Source organism: Aeromonas sp. FDAARGOS 1415 (assembly GCF_019048365.1).
GTDB lineage: Bacteria > Pseudomonadota > Gammaproteobacteria > Enterobacterales > Aeromonadaceae > Aeromonas > Aeromonas taiwanensis.
In genome coordinates this window covers 2,194,297-2,218,902 of sequence record NZ_CP077363.1, presented here as the reverse complement: position 1 = coordinate 2,218,902, position 24,606 = coordinate 2,194,297, and the positions used below count along the sequence as shown (strand labels likewise).

Annotated in this window: 21 protein-coding genes and 2 tRNA genes; 9 read left to right on the top strand and 14 right to left on the bottom strand. The window is 64.2% G+C overall.

The window, feature by feature from the left end:
• The first annotated feature begins 175 nt into the window (after nucleotides 1-175).
• From I6L45_RS10565 to I6L45_RS10555, 3 genes are all read left to right on the top strand, one after another.
• Nucleotides 176-640, top strand: coding sequence for a hypothetical protein (locus I6L45_RS10565; RefSeq protein WP_216982040.1), 465 nt, complete (start codon nucleotides 176-178; stop codon nucleotides 638-640).
• Between the two features lie 156 nt (nucleotides 641-796).
• Nucleotides 797-872, top strand: a tRNA-Phe gene (locus I6L45_RS10560).
• A 7-nt stretch (nucleotides 873-879) separates the two neighbouring features.
• Nucleotides 880-955: transfer RNA gene (locus tag I6L45_RS10555), tRNA-Asn, on the top strand.
• 59 nt (nucleotides 956-1,014) lie between these two features.
• Here I6L45_RS10555 and I6L45_RS10550 read toward each other — a convergent pair.
• Entirely contained in the window at nucleotides 1,015-1,236 is a 222-nt protein-coding gene (locus I6L45_RS10550; RefSeq protein ID WP_081843829.1) for a hypothetical protein, read from the bottom strand.
• A 165-nt stretch (nucleotides 1,237-1,401) separates the two neighbouring features.
• Nucleotides 1,402-1,536, bottom strand: coding sequence for a hypothetical protein (locus I6L45_RS20140; protein WP_081843827.1), 135 nt, complete (start codon nucleotides 1,534-1,536; stop codon nucleotides 1,402-1,404).
• Between the two features lie 242 nt (nucleotides 1,537-1,778).
• Between I6L45_RS20140 and I6L45_RS10545 the strand changes: the two genes are divergently transcribed.
• The gene (locus tag I6L45_RS10545) at nucleotides 1,779-3,056 is read left to right on the top strand and encodes an alpha/beta hydrolase (protein ID WP_216982039.1); all 1,278 of its coding nucleotides are present in this window, start codon (nucleotides 1,779-1,781) and stop codon (nucleotides 3,054-3,056) included.
• Between the two features lie 93 nt (nucleotides 3,057-3,149).
• The gene (locus I6L45_RS10540; RefSeq protein ID WP_216982038.1) at nucleotides 3,150-6,713 is read left to right on the top strand and encodes an ATP-binding cassette domain-containing protein; all 3,564 of its coding nucleotides are present in this window, start codon (nucleotides 3,150-3,152) and stop codon (nucleotides 6,711-6,713) included.
• Nucleotides 6,714-6,849: 136 nt separating this feature from the next.
• On the opposite strand, the gene I6L45_RS10535 is transcribed toward I6L45_RS10540, so the two are convergent.
• The 6 genes from I6L45_RS10535 to trmB form a co-directional block, all read right to left on the bottom strand.
• Complete coding sequence (locus I6L45_RS10535) at nucleotides 6,850-7,059, bottom strand: YgdI/YgdR family lipoprotein (protein WP_043762427.1); 210 nt, start codon at nucleotides 7,057-7,059, stop codon at nucleotides 6,850-6,852.
• Nucleotides 7,060-7,168: 109 nt separating this feature from the next.
• Entirely contained in the window at nucleotides 7,169-8,350 is a 1,182-nt protein-coding gene (locus I6L45_RS10530) for a S8 family peptidase (RefSeq protein WP_216982037.1), read from the bottom strand.
• Nucleotides 8,351-8,474: 124 nt separating this feature from the next.
• Nucleotides 8,475-9,767, bottom strand: a complete 1,293-nt coding sequence (locus tag I6L45_RS10525) for a rhodanese-like domain-containing protein (RefSeq protein ID WP_210549006.1) — start codon at nucleotides 9,765-9,767, stop codon at nucleotides 8,475-8,477.
• Nucleotides 9,768-9,793: 26 nt separating this feature from the next.
• Nucleotides 9,794-10,714 carry a glutaminase B gene (gene glsB / locus I6L45_RS10520; protein WP_167576899.1) on the bottom strand — a complete coding sequence of 307 codons (921 nt, stop codon included), beginning with the start codon at nucleotides 10,712-10,714 and terminating at the stop codon, nucleotides 9,794-9,796.
• 95 nt (nucleotides 10,715-10,809) lie between these two features.
• On the bottom strand, nucleotides 10,810-11,142 hold the full coding sequence (locus tag I6L45_RS10515) for a YggL family protein (RefSeq protein WP_043762434.1): 333 nt from the start codon (nucleotides 11,140-11,142) through the stop codon (nucleotides 10,810-10,812).
• 26 nt (nucleotides 11,143-11,168) lie between these two features.
• Nucleotides 11,169-11,882: a tRNA (guanosine(46)-N7)-methyltransferase TrmB gene (gene trmB / locus I6L45_RS10510; RefSeq protein WP_043762435.1), complete on the bottom strand. Its 714-nt coding sequence runs from the start codon at nucleotides 11,880-11,882 to the stop codon at nucleotides 11,169-11,171.
• Between the two features lie 260 nt (nucleotides 11,883-12,142).
• Here trmB and I6L45_RS10505 point away from each other — a divergent pair, with 260 nt between their 5' ends.
• Complete coding sequence (locus I6L45_RS10505; protein WP_216982036.1) at nucleotides 12,143-13,210, top strand: M28 family metallopeptidase; 1,068 nt, start codon at nucleotides 12,143-12,145, stop codon at nucleotides 13,208-13,210.
• A gap of 188 nt (nucleotides 13,211-13,398) precedes the next feature.
• Entirely contained in the window at nucleotides 13,399-14,580 is a 1,182-nt protein-coding gene (locus I6L45_RS10500; protein WP_043762438.1) for a PLP-dependent aminotransferase family protein, read from the top strand.
• 64 nt (nucleotides 14,581-14,644) lie between these two features.
• Here the strand turns inward: I6L45_RS10500 and I6L45_RS10495 are convergent, their stop codons facing one another.
• Nucleotides 14,645-16,186: a cyclic diguanylate phosphodiesterase gene (locus I6L45_RS10495; RefSeq protein ID WP_216982035.1), complete on the bottom strand. Its 1,542-nt coding sequence runs from the start codon at nucleotides 16,184-16,186 to the stop codon at nucleotides 14,645-14,647.
• Between the two features lie 188 nt (nucleotides 16,187-16,374).
• On the opposite strand from I6L45_RS10495, the gene I6L45_RS10490 reads away from it, so the two are divergent.
• Complete coding sequence (locus tag I6L45_RS10490) at nucleotides 16,375-17,289, top strand: TIGR01777 family oxidoreductase (RefSeq protein WP_216982034.1); 915 nt, start codon at nucleotides 16,375-16,377, stop codon at nucleotides 17,287-17,289.
• Between the two features lie 43 nt (nucleotides 17,290-17,332).
• Here the strand turns inward: I6L45_RS10490 and I6L45_RS10485 are convergent, their stop codons facing one another.
• The gene (locus tag I6L45_RS10485; protein WP_216982033.1) at nucleotides 17,333-19,786 is read right to left on the bottom strand and encodes an ABC transporter permease; all 2,454 of its coding nucleotides are present in this window, start codon (nucleotides 19,784-19,786) and stop codon (nucleotides 17,333-17,335) included.
• Nucleotides 19,787-19,948: 162 nt separating this feature from the next.
• Nucleotides 19,949-20,668, bottom strand: a complete 720-nt coding sequence (locus I6L45_RS10480; RefSeq protein ID WP_043762443.1) for an ABC transporter ATP-binding protein — start codon at nucleotides 20,666-20,668, stop codon at nucleotides 19,949-19,951.
• Between the two features lie 57 nt (nucleotides 20,669-20,725).
• On the opposite strand from I6L45_RS10480, the gene I6L45_RS10475 reads away from it, so the two are divergent.
• Nucleotides 20,726-21,334 (top strand): arylesterase, encoded by a 609-nt coding sequence (locus tag I6L45_RS10475; RefSeq protein WP_216982032.1) that lies wholly within the window; start codon nucleotides 20,726-20,728, stop codon nucleotides 21,332-21,334.
• Nucleotides 21,335-21,387: 53 nt separating this feature from the next.
• Here I6L45_RS10475 and I6L45_RS10470 read toward each other — a convergent pair whose 3' ends face one another.
• From I6L45_RS10470 to I6L45_RS10460, 3 genes are all read right to left on the bottom strand, one after another.
• Nucleotides 21,388-22,332 carry a chemotaxis protein CheV gene (locus I6L45_RS10470; protein WP_216982031.1) on the bottom strand — a complete coding sequence of 315 codons (945 nt, stop codon included), beginning with the start codon at nucleotides 22,330-22,332 and terminating at the stop codon, nucleotides 21,388-21,390.
• Between the two features lie 331 nt (nucleotides 22,333-22,663).
• On the bottom strand, nucleotides 22,664-23,764 hold the full coding sequence (locus I6L45_RS10465) for a porin (RefSeq protein WP_043762447.1): 1,101 nt from the start codon (nucleotides 23,762-23,764) through the stop codon (nucleotides 22,664-22,666).
• A gap of 315 nt (nucleotides 23,765-24,079) precedes the next feature.
• Nucleotides 24,080-24,490, bottom strand: a complete 411-nt coding sequence (locus tag I6L45_RS10460) for a CBS domain-containing protein (RefSeq protein WP_043762448.1) — start codon at nucleotides 24,488-24,490, stop codon at nucleotides 24,080-24,082.
• Between the last annotated feature and the right edge of the window lie 116 nt (nucleotides 24,491-24,606).

Below are 24,606 nucleotides of genomic sequence, written 5' to 3'. Positions count from 1 at the left end.
TGGCCCCCTTTTTCATGCCGGCAGCACCACGACACCGGATGAGCCCTCCCTCGACACTCGCCCCTCCCGCCAGGCACATCCCCGTATCTGCCTATTCCCTCTTCAGATCAATTCATCAACGTGGCTGACGTGCTAGTCTTTTTCTCCCTGCAAATCCGCTGCAAGAAGGATTCCAATGACCACCAGCAAGAGGGTCACGACCGATGACCATCAGCCTAAACGCTTCCGTCCCCATGGCCTGGTGGAGTATGTGGTTCTGGATAACATCCTGGTATGTGAAGCGATTGGTCCATTTAATCTGGAGCTGATAGGTTCCGCAGTCTCTGTGGAGAGCCCGCTGATAGACACCCTGGTCAAACAGGGAAAGTGGGGGGATGTGGTCGTCTTCAAGCAAAGCGCCATGGCGGGCCTCGAAGTACTCTCCTCCCTCACCGGGTATCTGCGCTCGCTCTCCACGTCGATGAAAATGCCCTCGGCAACGGCGTTGGTCATCTCCCCCGAGATAGAAGGCTCGAGGATCATGACGCCCCATTATCGGAAGTGCTATGCCGATGCTGGTGTAGAGGTTGCGGTCTTCGATGACGTCGATGCCGCACTCGCGTGGATGCAGAACCGGCTGGGGTCATCACCCGCCCGATGAATCCCCCTGATTTTTCAGTTAGATGAATTGATGGCGCAGATCTCTCGCAGCTCTGGATATTATCTCGCCACTTGGTTCACCCTATGCAAAAACATGCCAGAAACTGGGGCTTCAAGGTTGACACCCCAGTCCAGAAAGGGTTTAATGCGCGCCGTTGCCCAGATAGCTCAGTCGGTAGAGCAGGGGATTGAAAATCCCCGTGTCGGCGGTTCGATTCCGTCTCTGGGCACCAAGACTCTTCCTCCGTAGTTCAGTCGGTAGAACGGCGGACTGTTAATCCGTATGTCACTGGTTCGAGTCCAGTCGGAGGAGCCAAATTCGAAAGGCCCGCTCATCGAGCGGGCCTTTCTGCATTCGTCATTCCCCATGTCAGGCTAATAATGGTTTTCGTCGCCGTGCCACACGTGACCGGCCGAGCAGGCACGGGCCACCTCGTGGCAAGGGTCATCCGCATGGCGGCGGAAGAAGTGCTGATCCTGTTGCAGCAGGTGCGAACTCATCGAGTGGCTAATGCCGGCCAGTGCCTCGCCAGCGGTCAATCCTGCAACCCGGTGATCTGTGGCCAAATGAGCCAAGACTTTTTCACGACTGTTCATGATCGCCTCCCTCTGTGGATCTCGTCGTAATTTGACCATAGCAGCAGCGCTCGGCATACCGCAAACCCGCGCCAGCAAAGGGCTCCAGGCTAGTCCTCACTATACTGACAGGCACCTGGCATGAAAAAAGCCCGCTCATCCTGAGCGGGCTTTTACGCCAATGTGCTAGCCGCCGTTGCAGGCCGCCAGCAGCAGGGTGGCCCCGCAGGTGGCGCTGAAAACCAGCAACCCCGCCTGCAACACCCCCTCCGGATCCGTCTGTTTCCTTTTCTTCCTGAACCTTGTCCATCTAGGCTTCATCGAGCCCGCTCCATCCTGTTTCATGCCCCTCGGGGCATATACCCCTGCCCGCTCGGCAGGCCGCTCATCTTTGTCCGGGGAGTGAACGCCGTCAATGACCCCGGCACAATAATCCTGCCCGCCTCTCCCGCCATCACAGTCACACATCAGCTTGTTAACAATCAGGAAAACTGGCGTGACCCGCCTGTGTACCAGGGCTATGATGAGGCCGACGATTTCCGCCGACCCCAGGGAGACCCCAGATGAGCAGCCCCTTGCACTATGTGCTGGATGGCATCCATTGCGAGCCACACTTCTTCACCGTACCCCTCGACCACCAGCGACCGGAGGACGAGGAGCCCCTTACCCTGTTTGGCCGCACCCTCTGTCGCAAGGACAAGCTGGACGATGACCTGCCCTGGCTGCTCTATCTGCAAGGGGGGCCGGGCTTCGGCGCCCCGCGTCCCACCGCAAACGGCGGCTGGATCAAGCGGGCCCTGCAGGAGTTTAGGGTGCTGCTGCTCGATCAGCGGGGCACGGGTCACTCCAGCCCCATCAACGCCGACGCTCTGGCGGGGATGACCCCCAGTGAGCAGGCGGACTACCTCGCCCATTTTCGCGCCGACAGCATAGTGCGGGATGCCGAATACATCCGCGAGGTGCTGAGCCCGGATCGCCCCTGGAGCCTGCTCGGCCAGAGCTTCGGCGGCTTTTGCAGCCTCACCTACCTCTCACTGTTCCCCAGGAGCCTGCACGAGGTCTACCTCACCGGCGGGGTGGCCCCCATCGGCCGCACGGCGGACGAGGTCTATCGCGCCACCTACCAGCGGGTGGCGGACAAGAACCGCGCCTTCTTCGAGCGTTTCCCCCATGCCCAGGCGCTGGCCAACCGGCTGGCGAACCACCTGCACCACCACGACGTGCGCCTGCCCAACGGCCAGCGCCTCACGGTGGAGCAGTTGCAGCAGCAGGGGCTGGATCTCGGCGCCACCGGCGCCTTCGAGGCGCTCTATTACCTGCTGGAAGACGCCTTCATCGGCGAGCGGCTCAACCCCGCCTTCCTCTATCAGGTGCAGGCCATGCAGCCGTTCAACACCAACCCGGTGTTCGCCATCCTGCACGAGCTCATCTATTGCGAAGGGAGCGCCAGCAACTGGGCGGCCGAGCGGGTCAGGGGCGAGTTCCCTGCCCTGGCCTGGTCACCGGGCAAGGACTTCGCCTTCACCGGCGAGATGATCTTCCCCTGGATGTTCGAGCAGTTCCGCGAGCTCATCCCCCTGAAGGAGGCCGCCCATCTGCTGGCCAAGAAAGCGGACTGGGGACCCCTCTACGACCCGGTGCAGCTGGCTCGCAACCGGGTGCCGGTGGCCTGCGCCGTCTATGCCGAGGACATGTACGTGGAGTTCGACTACAGCCGCGAGACCCTCAAGGGCCTGGGCAACAGCCGCGCCTGGATCACCAACGAGTACGAGCACAACGGCCTGCGGGTCGATGGCGAGCAGATCCTGGACAGGCTCATCCGCTTGAATCGGGATCGCTGATCCCGCGCGGGCACGACCCCGCACCCAACAAATCGAGGGCGGCCCATGAGCCGCCCCGCCCATGGAAGCAACACAAAATAATAAGGACACCCATTGGATCATCCGGAAATCTCGGCCGGCTGGCTGAGTCGCCTCTTCTATCACTGGACGGGCCCGCTGCTGCGCAAGGGGCTGATCCAGCCCCAGGTCAGTCTCGACGATCTCTATCCCCTGCTGCCGGAAGACAGGCGTGACGACCGCGCCGATGCCTTCCTCGCGCTCACCGCCCGCCAGCCGGTGCGCCCCTGGCCCGTCATGGCGTTCATCTGGCGCCACTATCGCGGCCGCATCGGCCTGCTCACCCTGCTGCAACTGCTCGGCATGCTGGCGACCCTGGCCAGCCCCTGGCTGCTCAACCACAGCATGACCCAGCTCGGCAGCGGAGCCGGCACAGGCCACAAGCTGCTGCTGGCCTTCGCCCTGTTTGCCTCGGTGCTCGCCGCCGGCATGCTGGCGGAGCACTCCCTCCAGCTGGCGCTCAAGATGCACGTCCCCATCCGCCGCCTGCTGGCCGAATCCCTGCTCGCCAAGGTGATGAAACAGGGGGGCAAGAGCTTCGACGACCGGGCCGGCGGCCGGGTGCAGAACCTCATCAACCGGGACGTCTGGGACATTACCTGGATCCTGGCGGACCCCGCCATGCCGCTCACCATGGCACTGCAGCTGGCCGGCACCATAGCACTGCTGGTGTGGCAGGTGGGCAGCGCCGGCCTGGTGGGCTTTGCGGTGCTGACCCTGCTGCTGCTCGTCTCCACCCGGGTGGTGCGCCGCATGAACCAGCAGGAGCAGCAGCTCAAGCGCCAGCAGGACGAGCGCAACGGCATCCTGGCAGAGTACATCAAGAAGCTGCGGCTGGTGCGCCAGAACGGGCTCGGCCCCTTCTTCACCCGGGCGGCCAACGCCAAGCGCCAGCAGGAGCTGGGAGTGCTGGGCCGGGTGCTCAGGCTCGATGCCATCAACGAGAGCCTGATGCTGAGCACCCCGCTGCTGGTGACGCTCGCCACCTTCACCACCTATCTGGCCTCGGGTCAGAACCTGACCCTGCCCCAGGTGTTCACCACCATTGCTCTGTTCGCAGTGCTGCGCATTCCCATGATGCGGCTGCCCTACCTCATCCGCACCCTGATCAACTTCAACACCGGCTTCAACCGGCTGTGCGACTTCCTCAACAGCCCGGAGCAGCACAGGGATCTCAACGACCCCAACCTGCCGACCGGCAGCCTGCACATGACAAACGTCACCGCCCTGCACCAGCAAAAACCGGTGCTGCAGGAGGCCAGCCTCGCCATCGAGCCGGGGGAGCTGGTGGGGATCACCGGCACCACCGGGGCGGGCAAGAGCTGCCTGCTGCACCTGGTCGCCGGTTTCGACAACGGCTTCGAAGGAAAGATCCGTCGCCACGGCCGGGTCGCCCATCTGGGTCACAAGCCCTGGCTGATGAACGACACCATCCGCAACAACATCCTGTTCGGCCAGCCCTGGCACGAGGGGCACTATCAGTGGGTGCTGGGGGCCTGTGCCCTCACCGCAGACCTCGAGCTGCTCGGCCACGGCGATCAGACCCTGGTGGGTGAACTCGGCACCCGCCTCTCCGGCGGCCAGCAACAGCGGGTCGCCCTGGCCCGCGCCCTCTACGCCCGGGCGGACATCCTGCTGCTGGATAACCCCTTGTCCGCGCTCGATCCCGTGGTCGCGGCCCAGGTGCTGGCGCAGGGGCTCGCCTTCAGACCGGGGCCGACCCGGCTGCTGGTGAGCCACGACCCGGATGTGCTGGCCCATTGCGATCGGGTGATCCGCATCGAGCAGGGGCGACTGGTGGAGCTCGATGCCCGTCAGCTGGCGGATCTCGCCGCACACCCGCAGCCCGCCCCTCCGATACCGCCTCAGGAGGCGGAGCAGTTCAGCGAGGAGAAGGTGGTGGAGGGCAAGGTGGACTGGGGCCTGTTCGGCTTCATGTGGCAGCGCCTGGCCGCCCCCGGTGCCATCCTGATCGCCCTGCTGCTCACCCTGGGCCAGGAGGGGCTGCGCATCGCCTCGGACCTCTGGCTCGGCGGTAAGGCCGAGGTGAGCGAGGTCGCGACCCTGCTCGGCATCTATGTGCTGCTGGGAGCGGGTTCCCTCGCCTGTATCATGGTGGTGCGGGTCATCAACTACAAGCTCGGCCTCAAGCTGGCCTGGACCCTGTTCGACGGCATGCTGGGGCGCATCAGCCGCGCTCCCATGGCCTTCTTCGACAAGGTGCCCCAGGGACGCATCCTCAACCGCTTCGACCGGGATCTGGGGGAGGCACAGGAGATCCTGCTCTCCATGCTGATGGGGCTGTTCGGCATGCTGGTGTCGGTGGCGCTGCAGGTGGTGGTCATCGGCATCAACATTCCCCTGCTGCTGCTCATCGCCCCCCTGGTCGGCTGGGCACTCTATGTGCTGCAGCGCCGCTACCGGGCGGTGCAGCTCAAGCTGCGGCGCCAGTCCTCGGTGCTGCGCTCCCCGCTCTACATCAGCATCAGCGAGACCATACGCGGCGCCCCCGCCCTGCGCCTGGCCGGGGCCGAGCGCTTCGCCCTGGATCAGGTGCTGTACCACTACGACAACAATCTGCGCAGCTGGTACACCACCACCTCCATCAACCGCTGGCTCGGCATGCACCAGACCCTGCTCTCCGCCTCCCTGGTGGGGGTCGTGGCGCTGATGGTGGCCTTTGGCAACAGCCCACTGCTGGGGGCCGTGGCCATCACCTACGCCTTCACCGCCTCGGCCATGCTCAACTCCCTCATCCGCACCTTCGCCGAGGTGGAGCAGGTGATGAACGCGGTGGAGCGAGTGCGCGAATACAGCGAGATAGAGAGCGAACGCCAGGGGGGGGAGCCGCTGGCCACCCCTCACCCTGCGGTGCGCTTCGACAACCTGGGGCTGCGCTATCCCCAGGCCAGCCAGTGGGCCCTGCACAGGGTCAACTTCGAGCTGGCCCCCGGCGTGAAGGTGGGGGTGTGCGGCCGCACCGGGGCGGGCAAGAGCTCCCTGCTCGGGGTGCTGCAGGCCATGTATCCCGCCACCCAGGGGGAGATCTTCTACGGCGAGCAGCCGCTCTCCCGGCTAGCCCCGGAGGCGGTGCGCGATCTCTACGACACCGTCTCCCAGATCCCGCTCACCTTCTTCGGTACCCTGCGGGCCAACCTGGCGCCCCTGACCGGGCATGACGACGCGGCACTGGAGCAGGCACTGGCCCGGGTGGGGCTCGGCGAGCGCTGCGCCGGCCGACTGGACGAGGAGCTCGACAAGCTGCAGCTCTCCGCCGGCGAGACCCAGCTGCTGGTGATCGCCCGCATCCTGCTGTCGCGCCGCCCGCTCATCGTGCTGGACGAGGCCACCTCGGATCTCGACCACGGCGGCATGCGCAAGATGGCGGAGCTGCTCTATCGCTACCGGCCCGAGGCCAGTTATCTGGTGATCGCCCACCATCTGGAGCCGCTGCTCTCGGTGGACAAGGTGGTGGTGATGGAGGCCGGTACCGTGGTGGAGCAAGGCTCGCCGGTCAGCCTGCTGGCCAACCCGGACTCCCGCTTCCACCGCCTGTTCGCCGGCCAGGTCAACCGCCAGGTGGAGGAGATCGATCTCTAGCGCGGATGCCGGTTTGGAGAGGGTGAGGGAAGCATGAGCGGGCGTTCTTCGTTCTTCGTCATTCACACGCCAGGCAATGGAAAGGGGCATCTCCTGCGAGATGCCCCTCATGACTCAATCGGGCAGACGGACCGGCTCAGCGCTCGATGATCTGGGTGATGTCGTCCTTGTTGATATGCATCTCCCTCCCTTCTTCATCGTAGTAACGATACATGCCTGTGCTGTCATCCAGCCTGGGCTTGCTGTCGGTGGTAATCATCTTCCCGTCCCGGGTACTCATGATGTATTGGGAGCTGCATCCCGCCAGCGCCAGGACACACACCAGGAACGTCATCAGTGGTTTCATCGCCTGTTTCGCCTCCCTGTTCACCCTCACCACGAGGGCCCTGACTGAAGTCTAGCCCAGCCAGATACACCCGGTTGCTGTGATGGTGGAATATAACGTAAAGGATCAACTACTTGCGCCCACCCGGCTTGCTGCTGCCTGTACCCCCCGTCCCCGGACCACAACCCAGCGCCAGCCTGTCTGCCGCGGCCTTCGCCTGCACCAGGCCGTAGCCATAGCTGTTGTCGCGCCCGAGCGTACCCAAGTCCTGGGCACTGCTGCGCAGGGTCTGGCGCAGCTGATCGTTGCTGCACTCCAGCTGCTGCGACCAGACCAGGGCGGCCACTCCGGTCACATGGGGCGTCGCCATCGAGGTGCCGCTGTAATAGGCATAGCCGGACGGCACGGTGGAGAGCACGGAGACGCCCGGAGCGGCCAGCTCCACCTGATCGTTGCGCTGGGAGAAATAGGCCAGCTGCGTGCTGGCATCCACGGCGGCCACGCTCACCACGCTGTTGTAGGAGGCGGGATAGGACTTGCTGGTGTTGCCCGCATTGCCCGCCGCCGCCACGCTCAGCACATTCTGGCCGTAGGCCTGGTTGAACGCCTGCTCCTCGGTCTTGCTCGGCACACTGCCCCCCAGGCTCATGTTGATGACCATGCGGGTGAAGCCGCGGCTGCTCATCCCTTTCTTGCAAGCATTGAGTGCCCCCACCAGGTTGGAGGAGTAGGCCCAGCCGTTGGCTCCGAACACCTTGACGATCTGCAGCGGCACGATCTGCTTCGGCAACACCCCGACCACGCCTGTCTCGTTGCCCCCCACGGCGGTGATGGTCCCCGCCACATGGGTACCGTGGCCGTTCTCGTCGCTGTTCCAGGTGCCGGTACCGGCATCGTCGTAGCCCTGTACCTGGTTTCCCTGGGGCAGGTCCGGGTGGCCGCTGCTGTAACCCGAGTCGATGATGCACACCAGCACCTCCCCGGCGGCGGCATCGCTCAGTTGCGGCGCCTGCACCATGGGAATGCCGTAGGGCAGGCTCTCTGCACTGGCATAGCGCTTGGCATCCGGTTCGACCCAGAGCACGTTGGGATTGCGCGCCAGTGCCGTGGCGGCCGCACCCGGCAACCAGAGCGCCAGCGCATGCTGCTCGGGCAGTTGCAATGCCAGCTCGCCCCCCAGTCCCTGGCTCTGGGCCAGCACGGCCGCCTCCGCTCCCGGCTTCAACTGCACCAGATAACGAGCCCGCTCGGCCGCCATGGCCCCCTGCCCCAGCATCCCTGCTATCAACAGACCAGTCCATATCCGTTTCATCAGCCACTCCTCACATCGATCTGAAGTCCCTGCGCCAAAAGTGTAGTGTTCCGCCGCCACCGGCACGCATGCGGCAATAAAAAAGGCCGGACAGGGGTCCGGCCTTGGCGACAGTGGCTGCCTGTCAGTGGGCGGGCTTGCGCTCGCCGGTGACGATGGGATTCTTGGGGTCCGAGCTCCACTCGTACCAACCGCCGTCATAGACGCTGATCCGTTTCCAGTCCATCAGCCAGGCGTAGAAGAAGGCTTCGGAGGCGCGCCAGCCGGTGCCGCAGTAGAAGGCGGCCTGCTGGGTCGGCTCGATGTGCCACTCATCCCACATGGCGAGGATCTCCCGGGCCGGCTTCATGGTGCCGTCAGGATTGTGGAAGTCGCTCATGCTGTTGGCGTCCACGCCACCACGACCCCACTTGGCCCCTGGGATGTCGCCCTTGGGCTTGATGTAGCTGTAGCCCGAGGTGTTGCCGATGAACTCGTCCCAGGTGCGCACGCTGACCAGGGCGCCGTCCGGCTGCTTGAGCAACTCTTTCGCCTGACTCAGGGTGGTGTAGTACTCGGGGTGGGCCGGGATGGCGACACCAAACTCCTTGGCCGGCTTGAAGGTGTTGGCCAGACCGGTCTCGGTACGCAGGTGCTGCACGAACCAGGCCTCCAGGCCGCCATCCAGCAGGCGCACGTCCTCGACGCCGGCATACATCATCAGGTGCGCGGCCCGGGCCGCCGCCATGGTGTTGCGGCCGTAGAGGATGACGGTGGTATCGTGACGGATGCCGTTCTCCAGCAGCAACGCCTTGAGCGCCTCGTCAGAGACCTTGTTCCACAGCGGCTCCGCTTCCAGCCGGTTGGTGTCGATGTAGCCCGCCCCCGGAATGTGGCTCAGCAGATAGGCCTTGGGAGAGCCCCAGTCCACTTCGAAGACCTTCCACTCCCCCTTGGGCGCGGCGACGACCGGCTTGCCCGCCTGCAAGTCCGCCAGCCAGAGCGGGTGGACCAGCTGCTGCCAGCGCGCCAGACGCTCGCGGGGGGCCTCCTTCCAGCCCTGCAGCTCGAACAGCTGCTTGATACCCTGCTGGCGCAGCAGGCGGGCCACCTCGGCCACTTCCCGCGGGGCGCCGTAAAGGGCGACCGGCAGATCCGCCTTCAGCCCCTTGCTCGCCAGGGCCTTGGGCCACTCCTCGTCACTGTATTTCCACTCGGCGGAGAGCTGCTCGGCGCCCGCCACATGGCCCCCCTGGGTCTCCCCTTCCATGGGCCAGCCCTGATAGAAGTAGCTGGCACGGGTATCCAGGATCACCGCCTGTTTCGCCTTGGCATCCGCCAGGGAGAGGGGGGGCAGTTCCGCGGCCAGGGCAGGCCAGGTACTCCAGAGCAGCAAGGCAGCCAGCGCGGCCCGCCACACACCTGTCATTCGTTTCATGATGTTGTCTCGATGCTAGTGAAAAATTAGAAGATGGAGCGACCCAGGCGCTCTGCCAGCAGCTCCAGCGCCGCCGTCCCCGCCAGGGAGTTGCCCGCCTTGTTGAGTTCGGGCGACCAGACACAGACGCACAGCTCCCCCGGGATCAGCGCCATGATGCCGCCCCCCACCCCGGACTTGCCCGGCATGCCGACCCGATAGGCGAAGTCGCCCGCCTCGTCATAGAGGCCACAGGTGGCGAGCAGGGCGTTGACCTGTTTGGTGGTGCGGGCCGGCAGCAGCGGCGCCGTCTCATTGAGCGGGACGCCGCGGTTGGCCAGATAGATGAACGTCCGGGCCAGGTCGACGCAGCTCATGCGGATGGCACAGGCATTGAAATAGCTCTGCAGCACCTTGTCCACCTCGTTTTCGAAGTTGCCATAGGCCTTCATCAGATAGGCGATGGCGGCGTTGCGGGCGGAGTGCTGGTACTCGGAGCGGGCGACCACCTGATCCGCCATGATAGCCGGGTTGCCCGAGAGCCGGCGCGCCAGCTCCAGGGTGCGCTGACGCGGGGCGGTGAGCCGGGTCTCCAGCAGATCGCTCACCACCAGGGCACCGGCGTTGATGAAGGGGTTGCGGGGAATGCCGTGCTCGAACTCCAGCTGGACGAGAGAGTTGAACGGCTGGCCGGAGGGCTCCTTGCCCACCCGGGCCCAGATCTCCTCCTCCTGATAGAGGGTGAGGGCCAGGGTCAGACTCAGGGCCTTGGAGATGCTCTGGATGGAGAAGGGCTCGAAGGCGTCACCTGCGGTGAACAGCTCCCCCTCCACGGTACAGACCGCGATACCGAGGCGGTCGGCCGGCACCTGGGCCAGGGCCGGAATGTAATCGGCCACCTTGCCCTGCCCGAGCAGCGGACGCACCTCTTCCAGGATGCTGGCCAGTAATTCGGATGACAACACCATTGGCAATTCCATGACGTGAGACGGGGTGAGACCAGCCCACCGACAAAAATCCCGCCGACGGCGGGATTTTTCTATCTGCCCGGGGCAGTCTGATATCAGGCCGGCTCGCCGTACCAGAGATCGAACAGTTCGGTGACCACCACGGCCTCCAGACCCTTGCCTTCCAGCCAGGATTTGACGGCGGTGCGGTCTTCCTCGGTGCACTTGCCGAGCTGCTGGGTGCAGATCATGCCTTCCCAGGCCAGGTGACCGGAGCCGGCGAAAGCCAGCTTGCGAGGTTCGATCACCTCGTCGATCAGCGCATCGACCACGGCATCAATGGTCTCTTCGGCGGTGCCGACCGGGAAGTTGAAACCGATGTCGAACCCCATTTCCTGGAATTCGTCGACGCGCAGTTTCTTACGCAGGCGGCGGCTACGATTGGCCATGCTAGCTCCTTAGTTGATACGTTGACTCAGTTGACTCGTTTGAAAATCAGATCCCAGACACCGTGGCCCAGACGGTGGCCACGTTGCTCGAATTTGGTCAGCGGGCGCCACTCGGGACGGGGCACCCAGTTGCCGGTGGCGGAGGTGTTCTCGTACCCCTCGGCGGCGCTCATCACCTCCAGCATGTGCTCGGCGTAGTTTTCCCAGTCGGTGGCCATGTGGAAGACACCACCGATGGCCAGCTTCTGGCGAATGGCCTGGGCAAAGGCCGGCTGGACGATGCGGCGCTTGTGGTGACGGCTCTTGTGCCAGGGATCCGGGAAGAAGAGCTGCAGGCAGGCGAGCGAGCCGTTCGGGATCATGTGCTCCAGCACTTCCACCGCGTCGTGGCAGAGAACGCGCAGGTTGGTGACACCCGCCTCCTGGGCGGTGCCGAGGCAGGCACCCACGCCCGGGGAATGCACCTCGATGCCGATGAAGTTCTTCTCGGGGGCATTCTTGGCCATCTCCACCAGGGAGGCACCCATGCCGAAGCCGATCTCCAGCACCACGGGGGCCTCGCGGCCAAACAGCGCGACCAGGTCGAGCTGCTTTTGCTCAAAATCGATGCCCATGACCGGCCAGAGATCTTCCAGGGCCTTCTCCTGCCCCTTGGTCAGGCGGCCTTCGCGACGGACGAAGCTGCGGATCTTGCGCATGAACTTGCCATCTTCGTTAAACACATCTTGGGTCACAGACATAGTAAATTGCTCGTTCTTTCATCGCTCTGGATCAGAGGCGACATAAATGGATCGCTCGTTATTGCATCAATCGGCAAAAACAGGGGAGCGAATTATCCCAAGATAGGCACGGGGTGCAAGTGTTTCCCGCAACAAATCCCCTCGAACTGACCACTTCCGCTGGCCAGGTTGACAAATGCCACCCCCTTCACAGAATCTGCCGGGCGTCAGGCGCATCCTGTTCACTCAGAATAAAACCATACACAACAAAGGATTGCAGTATGAAGAAAACCCTGTTGGCCTTCGCGATCCCGGCCCTGCTGGCCGGATGCAACCCCTCCGACAACGACTCCCAGCCCCCCTCACCCGCGACCCAGGCCTATGAGTATCTGGTGCAGCTGAGCTCGAGCGCCGAAGGCATAGGCGCCAGACCCACCGGCAGCGACGCCGAGACCCGGGCTGCCGCCTGGATCCAGGACCACCTGGCCGGCTGGGGCTACGAGGTGCAGAACCAGCCCTTCACCTACACCCGGGGCGGCACCGACAGGACCTCCCGGAACATCGTCGCCGAGCTCAAGGGCCAGAGCGACAAGGTGATCCTCATCGGTGCCCACTATGACAGCACCGGCGAGAAGAAGGGCTCGGAAGGGGCCACCGACAACGGGGCCGGCGTCGCCGCCCTGCTGGCGGTCGCCGAGGCGCTCAAGGGCCAGACCCTGCCCTACACGGTGCGCTTCGCCTTCTTCGGCGCCGAGGAGAACGGCCTCAACGGCTCCAAGGCCTATGTCGCCAGCCTCGACACCGCCGCCGTCGCCAAGCTGCTGGCCATGGTGAACTACGACACCATCGCCGGGGGCGACATCGTCTACGTCCACTCCGCTCACTCCGACGTGGCCGAGTACAGCTGCGCCGACCCGAGCCGCTACAGTTTTGATCCCAAGGTGCGCGACCGCCTGCTGGCCATCTCCCGGCAGACGTCCACCCCCTTCGCCATTCACCCCAGCTACGACGGCTACCCGGAGGGTGAGACCGGCAGTTGGTCCGATCACGCGCCGTTCGCCTGCCTGGGAGTACCCATCGCCTACGTGGAGGCCACCAACTTCACCATCAACGGGGAGGACGGCTACGACGGCTACTCCCAGAGCACCAACCCGGCGCTGTGGGACTGCTACGACGCCACCACGAAAAGCGCCTGCGATCGGGACAGCGAGACCCAGTGGGGCAAGATCTGGCATACCGGCAACGACCGTCTCGACAAGATGGCCGAGCTCTTCCCGGGCCGGATCGAGCAGCAGCTCGGGGCCAATACCGAGCTGATGATCCGTTTCCTGAAAGAACCCGGACTCTGAACTCAGGGCTCTCCGGCAGGGCTTTTTGCGCCCCCGGCCAGGGTTGAAGCGATAAAATTCGGGCAGGTGTCAAACCTGCCCTTTTTTATGGATTTTTGTGACAGCCATTGCCTCATTTCTGAAATCTGATACAAACGGATAACCTGGCGGTTGAATGGAGCGACCGCCACCTAGTCAGAGAGAACCCTATGCAGCCGTTTTTTGCCCAGCGCTTCGAGAAGGTCGAGCCTTCCTTTATCCGTGAAATCCTCAAAGTCGCCGCCAATCCGGAGATCATCTCCTTCGCCGGCGGCCTGCCCAACCCCCACCTGTTCCCGGTCAAGGCCATCGAGCAAGCGTGCCAGGATGTGCTGCGCGAGCAGGGCGCTGCGGCGCTGCAATATGCCACTACCGAGGGGTTTGCCCCGCTGCGCCAGTACATCGCCGATCGCTACCTGAGCCGCCACGGCATGGAGGTCAATCCGGACAACATCCTCATCACCAGCGGCTCCCAGCAGGCGCTGGATCTGCTGGGCAAGGTGCTGGTCAACGAGGGGCAGGATCTCATCATCGAAGAGCCGGGCTACCTCGGTGCCATCCAGGCGTTCTCCGTCTATCAACCGAACTTCAAGCCCATCACCCTGGGTGAAGAGGGGCTGGATCTGGCCGCGCTGGATGCGCTGCTGGAGCAGGGTACCAGTGCCAGGCTGCTGTACGGTGTACCGAACTTCCAGAACCCGAGCGGCGTCTCTTACAGCCGCGCCAACCGCGAGGCCCTGGCGGAGCGCCTGGTGCGCCACGATCTGCTGATGGTGGAAGACGACCCCTATGGCGAGCTGCGCTTCGAAGGGGAGCACCTGCCCCCCATCGCCAAGCTGGCCCCCCACAATACCGTGCTGCTCGGATCCTTCTCCAAGACGGTCGTGCCCGCCTTCCGCCTGGGCTGGATGGTGGTGCCGGACTGGCTGCGCAAGAAGGTCACCATCGCCAAGCAGGCCACCGACCTGCACAGCAACGCCTTCAGCCAGCAGGTACTGCACCGCTTCCTGACCGACAACTCCCTCGACGCTCACCTGGAGAAGATCAAGGAAGTCTATGGCCGCCAGCGTGCCGCCATGGAAGCCGCCCTGACGCGCCACTGCCCGCCTGGCGTCAGCTACACCCGCCCCGAAGGGGGCATGTTCCTCTGGCTGACCCTGCCGTCCAGCGTCAGCGCCATGGCCCTGTTCGACGAGGCGATCAAGGAGAAGGTGGCCTTCGTGCCCGGCGCCCCCTTCTACGTGCGCCCCGAGATCCAGAACACCCTGCGCCTGAGCTTCTCCTGCGTGGACGAGGCGACCACGGAAGAGGGCATCCAGCGTCTGTGCCGTGCCCTGGCCCGCATGCTCTAAGCGAGCCGGCCATAAAAAAACCAGCGACCCGGTCGCTGGTTTTTTTTCATCTCCCGCCCGGGCCTCAGGGACTGTCCTTCGCCAGCAGGCTGGCGAACGCCGTCATGGGCATGGGCCTGCCATAGAGGTATCCCTGCTGGAAGGTCACCCGGCGTGCATGCAGATAGTCCGCCTGGACCTGGTTCTCCACCCCCTCGGCCACCAGTTGCAGACCGAGGCGGGTCGCGAGATCGATGACGTTTTCCACGATGTGACTGGAGAGCGCGTCCGACCCTATCATGCCGACGAAGCTCTGATCGATCTTGAGGAAGTCGACCTGGAAGGCCTGCAGATAGGCGAGGCTCGAATGGCCCGTGCCGAAGTCGTCGATGGCGATGAAGACGCCGAGGGCGTGCAGCTCGGCAAACAGCCGGTCTGTGGTCTCATCCGCCACGATGAGCTCGCGCTCTGTCAGCTCCAGCACCAGCTTGACGGGGTTGTCCCGAAAGGCGTTGATGAAGTCCCGGCAATCCTCCACCAGGCTCAGGTCACGGCAGTGGCTGGCGCTGATGTTGAAGCCGAAGTGGAACCCCTTTGGCAGCGTCCGGGCCTGGGGCGAGAAGGCCTCCCGCACCTGCTTCATCAGGGAGCGGGTCATGGGCACGATGAGGCCGCACTCCTCCGCCATGGGGATGAAGCGATCCGGCGAGATCAGCCCGTGACGGGGGTGCTGCCAGCGCATCAGCACCTCGCAGCCGCTCCATGTCCCCTCCTCCCCCGTCACCACAGGCTGCAGATAGGGGATGAACTCCTGCTTCTCCAGAGCCCGCCGGAACTCTTGTAGCGGCGAGGCGGCCCGCCCCATCAGCCAGAAAGTGGCCAGCCCCATCAGCAGACCCACCAGGGGGTAGGCGATGATGCCGACCCTGGAGTAGTCCCAGATGTGGGCGCCGAACTCGTTGGTCGACACCGTGGTCACCACCTTGAACGGATACTTGCTCGACGCCAGCTCCAGGTAGCCGGGGCTGTCCGGGGGGATGAGGCGGTCGGTGAGCCGGCTCTCCCGCAGCAGCATCTCCTTGCCGACCACCAGCCCCAGGGGCGAGGTGCGGCTCAGCATGTCCAGGATGTTGAGCAGGTAGTAGCCATCGACCCCCACCAGCACGCTGAACTCCCCCACCCCTTGCCGGTAGACGATGAGCGGCCGGTTCGGGGTGACCGGGTTGCCCTTCATCAGATCGAGCATGCCATCCGTGTAGTCCCCCAGCTGGAAGCTCCCGCTCACCGGGCCATAGAGGGAGGTGCAGTAGATGGTCTCGCCCCTGGCGAGGTTGACGCTGCGCACATCCGGCACCGTCGCCACCTGATCCCGCAGCCCCTGGACCACCTCCAGGCAGGGCTTGTCCAGGCTGCTGCCCAGGGCCGATGCCGCCAGCCTGGCATTGTCCAGGGTGCGATCGAACATCAATATGGCGTGATCCAGCCGCGCCATCGCATCCTGCCTCACCCCTGTGGTGGTCTGCCAGACGACGATGACAGCGCCCAGCACCATGGGCAGCAGGCCAGCCAGCAAGGCGCACAGCAGCCTGATGTAGAATTGACGCACCCTTAATCGGCGTAATGGCATAGGAGCCCTCATGGTCAAGGCGAAAAAGCGCTCAAGTTTACTCGTTGAGGCTCGCTTGGCAAGCCTGGATGGCGCCATCCGGGCTCGGTCCTGGCCAGGCCACAAATCATAATGCTTATAAAAACAGGCGCTTGTCCATCAAGCGCCCAGCCTCTAGAGTAGAGCCAGAGGCAGCTGGGAGGCACAGCATGAAGATACTGATCACGGGAGGCACGGGTTTCATCGGTCGCCGCCTGGTGGCGCACCTCAAGGTGGCGCACGAGGTGGTGGTACTGACCCGCCAGGGCAGCGCAGCCTATGAGCTGCTCGGTCACGACGTCACCCTGCTCGACAGCCTGGACAGGCTGGATCACCTCAACGACGTGGACATCGTCATCAACCTGGCGGGTGAACCCATCGCCGCCGGGCGCTGGAGCGACGCCCGCAAGCAGCTGCTGTGCAACAGCCGCTGGTTGCTGACCGAGCAGCTGGTCGATCTCGTCAAGCTCTCCAGCACGCCCCCCAAATTGCTGCTCAATGCCTCCGCCATCGGCTGGTATGGGCGCCAGGACGACACCCCGCTGGACGAGCAGTGCCAGACCCCCCATGACGAGTTCACCCACCGCCTCTGTCAGCAGTGGGAGCAGCTGGCCCTGCAGGCCCGTTCGCCCCAGACCCGGGTCTGCATCCTGCGCATCGGCCTGGTGCTCGGCATGGAAGGGGGCGCCCTGCCCAGGATGCTGCCTCCCTACCGCCTCGGTCTCGGCGGCCCCATGGGCTCGGGGTCTCAGGTGATGAGCTGGATCCACGTGCAGGACCTGGTGCGCGCCATGCTGTTTCTCATCGAGCACGGCGAGAGCGACGGCATCTTCAACGGCACGGCACCGCAACCGGTCAGCAATCGCCAGTTCAGCCAGGCCCTCGCCGCCACCCTCCATCGCCCGCATCTCTTCTTCGTGCCGGCCCCCCTGCTGCGGCTCCTGATGGGGGAGGCGGCGGATCTGCTGCTCACCGGGCAGCGCGTGTTGCCCGCCCGCCTGCAACAGGCGGGCTTCCACTTCACCTATCCGGCGCTCCCCGAGGCCCTGGCCGACCTGCTGCGTCCCCGTCCCGGCCGCCCATGAAAAATCCCGACCTGGGTCGGGATTCTTGTCGTGCAACCTTGCCTCAGAGCAGCCCCTGCCCCAGGCCCCTGAGCCGGTCGCTCAGGGTGCCCGCCAGCAGCTGACGGCGCATGCCCTGCCCGGCCAGGGTGACCAGCAGGGCCCCCAGCAGAGGCAGGCTCCCCCAGATGGCCCAGTGGAACTGCCACTGCGCCCCCTGCCACCACCACTGCAGGCCGAAGGAGCAAAGCTCCACCACCATGGCGGCGCAGAGCCCGGCCAGGGCACCGCTGGCCACCAGCTCCCAGCGCAGCATCTTCTCGAGCAGGGCGCTGCCCGCTCCCAGGGTGCGCATCAGCAGCAGCTCCCGACGGCGGTGGGCCATGCTGGCCTGGGTCTGGGTCAGCAGCACCAGCAAGGCGGCCACCGTCACCAGCCCCAGCATCAGCCCCAGGGCCCGGCTCACCTGATCGGAGACCAGGGTCAGGCGGCCTATCAGATCTTCCACGTCGATGAGGCTCACCGTGGGATGGCGGCGGATGATCTCCACCTCGGCGCTGCGCCCCTGCTCCGACAGCTGGGCAGGCAACCGATAGCTGCCAAGCCAGGTCTGGGAGAAGGGGGCCAGCACATCCGGGGAGAAGATCATGTAGAAGTTGGGCCTCATGTTGTCCCACTTGATGGATCTCAGGCTGGTCACCCTGGCCTCGAAGGCGCGCCCCTCTATGGTGAAGCCGAGCACATCCCCCAGGGCGATGCCGAGCCGCTCCGCCAACGCCTCGTCGACGGAGACCTCCCCCTTGCCACCGAGCCATTGGCCGGACGTCACCTTGTTGTCGGGGGGCAGGGCCGCTGTGGTGGTGAAGTTGAGCTCCCTGTCCACCCCCTCACGGGCCGCGTCTTCCCCCACGGCCTCCCCCGCTATCCTGGTCAGGCGCCCGCGCACCATGGGATAGAAGTCCGAGGTGATGGCCCCAGCCCGGTGCAGGTCGGCCAGTATGCCTTCGCGCTCCGCATCAGCCACATTGACCAGGAAGCGGTTGGGGGCATCGTCGGGCAGACGGGTGGAGAAGTCCTCAAGCAGATCGACCCGGGCCGCCCACAGGAGCCCGAACAGCATCAGGGCCAGGGCGAAGCCCGCCAGCTGGAACAGGCCGCTGCTGCGCTCCCGAGAGAGGTGGCTGATGGCGAGGCGCAGGGCATGGGGCCCCTTGAGCCGGCTGCCGAGGCGAAGCAACCCGGAGGCGAGCAACGCCAGCAACAGCATCAGCACCCCCATGCCACCGATGAGGCCCACCGCCAGCCTGACGTCGGCAGTGAACCCCCACACCAGCGCAAACAGGCCGAGCAGACCCACAGGCACCATCAGCCAGGGGGGAATGCCGGCTTCCAGCTCCCGGCGCAGTACCCGCAGCGGCGGCACCTTGAGCAGCCGCAGGAAGGGCACGAACGCCAGCAACAGGGTGATGAAGAAGGCGACCGCCAGCCCCAGGGCGAAGGGACGCCAGGAGGGGGGTGGCAGATCCGCCGGCAGCAGATCCCCCAGCAGGTAGAGCGTCAGCCACTGCATGGCGCTCCCCGCCGCCAGTCCGATCAACGCCCCCGCCAGGGTGAGTGAGAACAGCAGGGTGCCCATCAGCTGCCAGAGGGTGTGCCGCGACGCACCGAGCGTCTTGAGCAGCGCCACCATGCTGGTCTGGCGCTCGGCAAAGTGGCGCACAGCGATACCCATGGCCAGCGCCCCCAGCAGCACACCGGCGAGGGACGCCAGGCGGAAGAAGCGTTCGGCATTGGCCAGGGGCTTGCCGACCTGGGAGCCCTCGTCGTCCGGCTTGATCAGCTTCTGCCCAGGCGTCAGCTGGGTACTCAGCCATGCCTCATAACGGGCGACATTCTCTCGCGGCCCCTTGATGAGGTAACGCCACTGCTGGCGACTGCCCGGCAAGAGGGCACCGGTCGCCTCCACGTCGGCGCTGTGGATCAGTGCCCGAGGCGCCATCTGGAAGGGGCTGAACCCCTGATCCGGTTCCTGGCCCAGCTCACCGGCCACCTTCAGGCGGGTGTTGCCGACCTCGAGCTCGTCCCCCGCTTTTGCACCCAGCAGCAGCATCACCCTGGCAGAGAGCCAGATCTCCCCCGGGGCCGGGGCGCGCTGGGGATTGAGCTCCAGCTTGCCGTAGAAGGGGAAGTCGCTTGGCACGGCGCGGATGGAGGCCAGCTGCAGGGCGTCGCCGTGAAACAGCATGCTGTTGAAGCTCACCGTGGTCTGGACAAGCAGCCCATCCTGCTTCGCCTGCGCCAGCCAGGCGGCCGGCGCCGGGGTCGCGGAGCGCAGCACCCGATCCGCCCCGATAAAGTCCCGTCCCGACGCCTTGAGCCCGGCATCCAGGCGATCCGCCACCAAGGCCACGCTCAGCACGCAGGCCACACTCAGCGCCAGCGCCAGCACAAACCAGCGCAGCTCGCCGCTGAACCCTTCCCGGCGCAGCAATTTCAATCCCAGTCGCCACTGACTCATGACGCCCCCCTCACAGACAACCCCAGCACAAGCCAACGCCGCAACTCGCCACTGAATCCTTCCCGGCGCAGCAGCTTCAATCCCAGTCGCCACTGACTCATGACATACACCTCCCACCCCGCACCGGCTTGCGCGATGGCGTGAATCCCTGCTCTCGCTGACTCATGACAGCTCCCCGACCCGGGCCGCCGCCACGGAACTCGGCGCATCCGGCATCAGCCGCCCCGCAGCCATCACCAGCTGGCGCTGACAGCGCTGGGCCAGCTCGTGATCATGGGTCACCACCACCAGGGTGGTGTTGTGCTCCCGGTTCAGGCGAAACAGCAGCTCGATCACCGTCTCCCCTGTCTTGCTGTCCAGGTTTCCGGTCGGTTCGTCCGCCAACAGCAGGCTGGGGCGGGTCATGAAGGCGCGGGCGATGGCGACCCGCTGCTGCTCCCCGCCGGAGAGGCGTGGCGGCAGATGGTGCAGTCGCTCGGCCAGTCCGACCTGGGCGAGCAGTTCCCGGGCGCGGGGCTCGCTGTCGGTCTCGCCGCGCAGCTCCGCCGGCAGCATGACGTTCTCCAGGGCGCTCAGGGTGGGGAGCAGCAGGAAGGACTGGAACACGAAGCCCACCTGCTCGGCGCGCAGCCTGGCGCGCCCCTCCTCGTCCAGCCGGGTGAGCGACTGGCCGAGGATCTCTATCTCGCCGCTGCTCGGCAGATCCAGGCCGGCCAGCAGGCCGAGCAGGGTGGACTTGCCGGAACCGGAGGCGCCGACCAGCGCCAGTGTCTCGCCGGTATTGACTTGCAGATCGATCCCTTCAAGGATGGTGAGACTTTCCTGGCCGAGGCGAACGGTCTTGCCGAGCCCCCTGACGGTGATAATGGGCGTTGAACTCATCTTGGGTTTCCTGTTTGCCAGAGCCTGTAATGACAATAGAACTTGGGAGTTGAATGCATGATGCGTCACTTGTTTGCCGTGAGCTGCCTGTGGTGCTGGGTCGCCTCTGTCCAGGCCCAGACCCTGCTGGTGCTGGGTGACAGCCTGAGTGCCGGCTACCAGATGCAGGCCGAGCAGAGCTGGCCGGCCCTGCTCAATGAAAAATGGCAGCAGCAGGGCGGCGGGCACACCCTCATCAACGCCAGCATCAGTGGTGAAACGACCCAGGGGGGGCTGGCCCGCCTGCCCGCCCTGCTCGAGACACACAAGCCGGACTGGGTGTTGATCGAACTCGGCGCCAACGACGGCCTGCGGGGGTTTGCCCCCGCCATCACCCGGGCCAACCTGGCCAAGATGGTGGAGCTGGCCAAGGCGAGCCAGGTGAAAACGGTGCTGACCCAGATCCAGCTGCCCCGCAACTACGGTGCGCGCTACCTGCAGCAGTTCGAGCAGATCTTCCCGGACCTGGCGCAGGCCAACGACCTGCCCCTGATGCCCTTTTTTCTGGATGATATTGCGCTTCGCCCTGAACTCATGATGAACGATGGACTGCACCCGACGGCCGAGGCCCAGCCCCAGATACGCGACCGGGTCGCCCGCTTCATCGAGCCCCTGCTGACCCAGTAGCCCAATGCGAAGCCCCCGCCATGGCGGGGGCTTCGTACTCGTCGGTTCCCGGCTCAACGCCCCAGGATCTGCCGCATCCGCTCCTGCACCACGTCCACCAGCAAGTCGGGCTGGAACTTGGAGATGAAGCGATTGCAGCCCACCTTCTTGACCATGGCCTCGTTGAAGTTGCCGCTCAGGGAGGTGTTGAGGGTGATGAAGAGATCCGCCATGCGCGGATCGCTGCGCACCTCGTGGGTGAGGCGATAGCCGTCCATCTCCGGCATCTCGGCGTCCGTGATCATCAGCATGATCTCGTCGGTCACCTTCTTGCCTCCGTCACACCATCCCTTGAGCAGCTTGAGAGCCTGCAATCCGTCCTGGCACTCCATCACCTCCAGCCCGAGCTGGGCCAGCGTCTCGCGCACCTGGTTGCGTGCCGTGCTGGAGTCGTCGACGATGAGCACCTTGCGCCCCTGCATCTGGGGCAGCATCTCCTCGTCCAGCACGTGGGCCGAGATGCGCACGTCATAGGTGATGATCTCGGCCAGCACCTTCTCCACGTCGATGATCTCGACGAGCTGATCGATGCCCCCTTCCGGGACGCGGGTAATGGCGGTCAGGTAGTTGGAGCGGCCCGCCGAGCGCGGCGGCGGCAGTATGTCCTTCCAGGTCATGTTGACGATGTGTGCGACCTGCCCCACCAGGAAGCCCTGGATGGTGCGGTTGTACTCGGTGATGATGAGGTTGGATTCCTGGTCGATGGTCATGGGGCGCATGCCGATGGCACCGCGCAGATTGATAACGGGGATGGAGACACCGCGGATGTTCGCCACGCCGCTGATGTTGTGATGGGCCCCCGGCATCTTGTTGAGATGGGGCAGCTTCACCACCTCCCGCACCTTGAAGACGTTGATCGCAAACAGCTGCTGCCCCCCCAAACGGAACATCAACAGCTCCAGGCGATTCTCACCCACCAGCTGGGTACGTTGATCCACCGAATCCAATATGCTCGCCATATAAAGCCCTTACGTCCGTTTCCCGAGTGCCGCCCCTTCGGGGTGCCACCTGCCAACCAGACTCGCCCTCCCCCGGCCGGGGCAACGCAAGTCCCTATAGAAATAATAAAAAGGATCGAGGAAAGATAGGCTCTTGACCACGGGGCGTGATCCCCGCCCCATCGCCACACCAGGAACGGAAAAACCGATCGCCCACTGCCCGACAACAAGGGTATCGACCAGGAAGGGGCAATGCTGAACCCCGGATCGGGTCTTTACCAAATCGCGCCCATAAAAAAACCGGCCGCAATGCGGCCGGTCAACAGGGTACAGCAGGCAGTCAGGGAATGACTTAGAAGTTGTACTGCAGGGCTACCGCCACGATGTCGTCGGTAGACTGGTTCAGGCTGTTCTTGCCGGTAGAGCCGACTTCGTCCAGCAGGTTCAGCTTGTAGTCAACATAGGCGTTGAAGTTGTCGGTGAAGTTGTACCAGACGCCCATGGAGACGTATTCGGTCGCGGTGTCATCGATGCCGTGCGCGCTGTCCTTCACGTCGGTGCGCAGGTAAGCCAGGGACGGCTTGAGCTTCGGCGTGATGTTGTACTGTACGACGGCTTCGTAACCATCCATCTTCTCGGCATAACCACTCATGGAGCCGGTGTTGACGAAGAGGTGATCTTCACCGTGGGAGTAGGTGGCAGCCATGTAGAGGTCGCCGACGGCGTACTTGGCACCCACACCGAACAGCTTGGCGTCGCTGTCGCCACCGAAGCTCACGTTCTCGGCCTGCTCGTCGGTCTTGCCAGCCTGGTTGTAGGCGGCACCCAGGCTCAGGCCCATGTCGAAGTCATAGTTGGCGGACAGGGCATAACCCTCGGAGGAACCCTTCGGAGTCCAGGTGCCGTTCGGGCCGATGCGCTCGCTGCGGCTCTCGTTCTGCGGATCGTTGTTACCGGTGAACTGGGCGCCCAGGGTCAGACCCTGCCAGTTGTAGATGTACTGGGCCAGGCCATTGGTACGACCGGTGCCGAACACCTCGGTCCCCTTGCCCAGGCCGTCACCGCCCCACTCAGGCAGCACGTCGGTATAATCGTTCACCGCCTTGGTGAACAGGCCGTCCTGACGACCGTAGCTGAAGGCACCGAAACGATCGTGCTTGATACCGGCGAACGCATAACGCAGCTCGTCATTGTCAGACCCGGAGACCGGCAGGTTGTACTCGGCGAAGCCGAACGCAGTCAGCTCTTCATCGACCTTGGTTTCACCCGCGATGTGCAGACGCAGATAGCTGGCATCGCCTTCGCTGTCGTTGTCATCGGTGCCGTAGTACATGCCCTGAGCGCGACCACCGATCTCCAGCTTGGAGCCATTCTGATCGTAAACGGTAGCGGCCTGTGCGCCACCGGCCAGCAGCAGGCTGGAGATGGCCATCGTCAATGCTGTCTTTTTCATTATTAGTTCCTCTGGTGTAAACACTCTCTGTCAGACCTGTGCTCGGTCGTTTGATCGGGTTTATGTTCCGATGGCCTAAGGTAGATCCGCAAACCTTGATGGGAACTGAAGCGATGTGAGATTAATTATAAAAACGCCAATTTCACCATTTCAGACGACACCAGATGTCGCAAGGTGGCAAAAACACAGAATTAATCACTATTGTTTATTACTTATCAGAACCATTCCAGTGCCATTGCTGAACAATACAGATGAATATATCAAAGAGGACGCATGAGAGGCTTGTCAGGATGGACAGCGCGCCCTCCCGGAGGGTCAGACAGGTTGCCAGCCTCTCATGATCCTGAGCAGGTCTTTCCAGCTCACGATGCCGACCAGGGCGCCATTCTCCAGCACCGGCAGACAGGAGATGTGCCGCTCCAGCATGATGGCAGCCGCTTCTTTCAGGGTGCAGTTGGGGGAGACGGTGATGGGATGGCGGCTCATGATCTGGTGGGCACGCCGGTTGAGGGTCTCGGTGTCGCGGTTCATTTCGGCATCCGTGTCCAGATAGGGGCTGAGGGCGCGCAGCAGATCCCGGTCCGAGATCACCCCCACCAGCTCCTCTTCCTCCACCACCAGCAGGTGGCGAAAGTTCGCCTGTTCGAAGATCTCCTTGATGACGCCCAGCCTGTCATCCATGGAGACGGTCGCAACCCGGGTCGTCATGATCTCTTTAATCAACATGGTCAGCCTCCTGCCACCAGATGTCTCTGTTATGACACGTTTTTCCGGCCGCAGCCATCCCCCCGCCCCTCAAGTGCAAATTTGTGCCATTTCACGTAAGATCCGCGCAAGATTCT

Excerpts from the sequence above, each read along its gene's own strand:
- I6L45_RS10535 (WP_043762427.1), bottom strand. The coding sequence starts at position 7,059 with ATGAAACCACTGATGACGTTCCTGGTGTGTGTCCTGGCGCTGGCGGGA.
- I6L45_RS10475 (WP_216982032.1), top strand. The coding sequence starts at position 20,726 with ATGATGCGTCACTTGTTTGCCGTGAGCTGCCTGTGGTGCTGGGTCGCC.
- I6L45_RS10485 (WP_216982033.1), bottom strand. The coding sequence starts at position 19,786 with ATGAGTCAGTGGCGACTGGGATTGAAATTGCTGCGCCGGGAAGGGTTC.
- I6L45_RS20140 (WP_081843827.1), bottom strand. The coding sequence starts at position 1,536 with ATGAAGCCTAGATGGACAAGGTTCAGGAAGAAAAGGAAACAGACGGAT.
- glsB (WP_167576899.1), bottom strand. The coding sequence starts at position 10,714 with ATGGTGTTGTCATCCGAATTACTGGCCAGCATCCTGGAAGAGGTGCGT.
- I6L45_RS10530 (WP_216982037.1), bottom strand. The coding sequence starts at position 8,350 with ATGAAACGGATATGGACTGGTCTGTTGATAGCAGGGATGCTGGGGCAG.
- I6L45_RS10550 (WP_081843829.1), bottom strand. The coding sequence starts at position 1,236 with ATGAACAGTCGTGAAAAAGTCTTGGCTCATTTGGCCACAGATCACCGG.
- I6L45_RS10505 (WP_216982036.1), top strand. The coding sequence starts at position 12,143 with ATGAAGAAAACCCTGTTGGCCTTCGCGATCCCGGCCCTGCTGGCCGGA.
- I6L45_RS10460 (WP_043762448.1), bottom strand. The coding sequence starts at position 24,490 with ATGTTGATTAAAGAGATCATGACGACCCGGGTTGCGACCGTCTCCATG.
- I6L45_RS10470 (WP_216982031.1), bottom strand. The coding sequence starts at position 22,332 with ATGGCGAGCATATTGGATTCGGTGGATCAACGTACCCAGCTGGTGGGT.
- trmB (WP_043762435.1), bottom strand. The coding sequence starts at position 11,882 with ATGTCTGTGACCCAAGATGTGTTTAACGAAGATGGCAAGTTCATGCGC.
- I6L45_RS10495 (WP_216982035.1), bottom strand. The coding sequence starts at position 16,186 with ATGCCATTACGCCGATTAAGGGTGCGTCAATTCTACATCAGGCTGCTG.
- I6L45_RS10545 (WP_216982039.1), top strand. The coding sequence starts at position 1,779 with ATGAGCAGCCCCTTGCACTATGTGCTGGATGGCATCCATTGCGAGCCA.
- I6L45_RS10525 (WP_210549006.1), bottom strand. The coding sequence starts at position 9,767 with ATGAAACGAATGACAGGTGTGTGGCGGGCCGCGCTGGCTGCCTTGCTG.
- I6L45_RS10515 (WP_043762434.1), bottom strand. The coding sequence starts at position 11,142 with ATGGCCAATCGTAGCCGCCGCCTGCGTAAGAAACTGCGCGTCGACGAA.
- I6L45_RS10565 (WP_216982040.1), top strand. The coding sequence starts at position 176 with ATGACCACCAGCAAGAGGGTCACGACCGATGACCATCAGCCTAAACGC.
- I6L45_RS10500 (WP_043762438.1), top strand. The coding sequence starts at position 13,399 with ATGCAGCCGTTTTTTGCCCAGCGCTTCGAGAAGGTCGAGCCTTCCTTT.
- I6L45_RS10480 (WP_043762443.1), bottom strand. The coding sequence starts at position 20,668 with ATGAGTTCAACGCCCATTATCACCGTCAGGGGGCTCGGCAAGACCGTT.
- I6L45_RS10490 (WP_216982034.1), top strand. The coding sequence starts at position 16,375 with ATGAAGATACTGATCACGGGAGGCACGGGTTTCATCGGTCGCCGCCTG.
- I6L45_RS10465 (WP_043762447.1), bottom strand. The coding sequence starts at position 23,764 with ATGAAAAAGACAGCATTGACGATGGCCATCTCCAGCCTGCTGCTGGCC.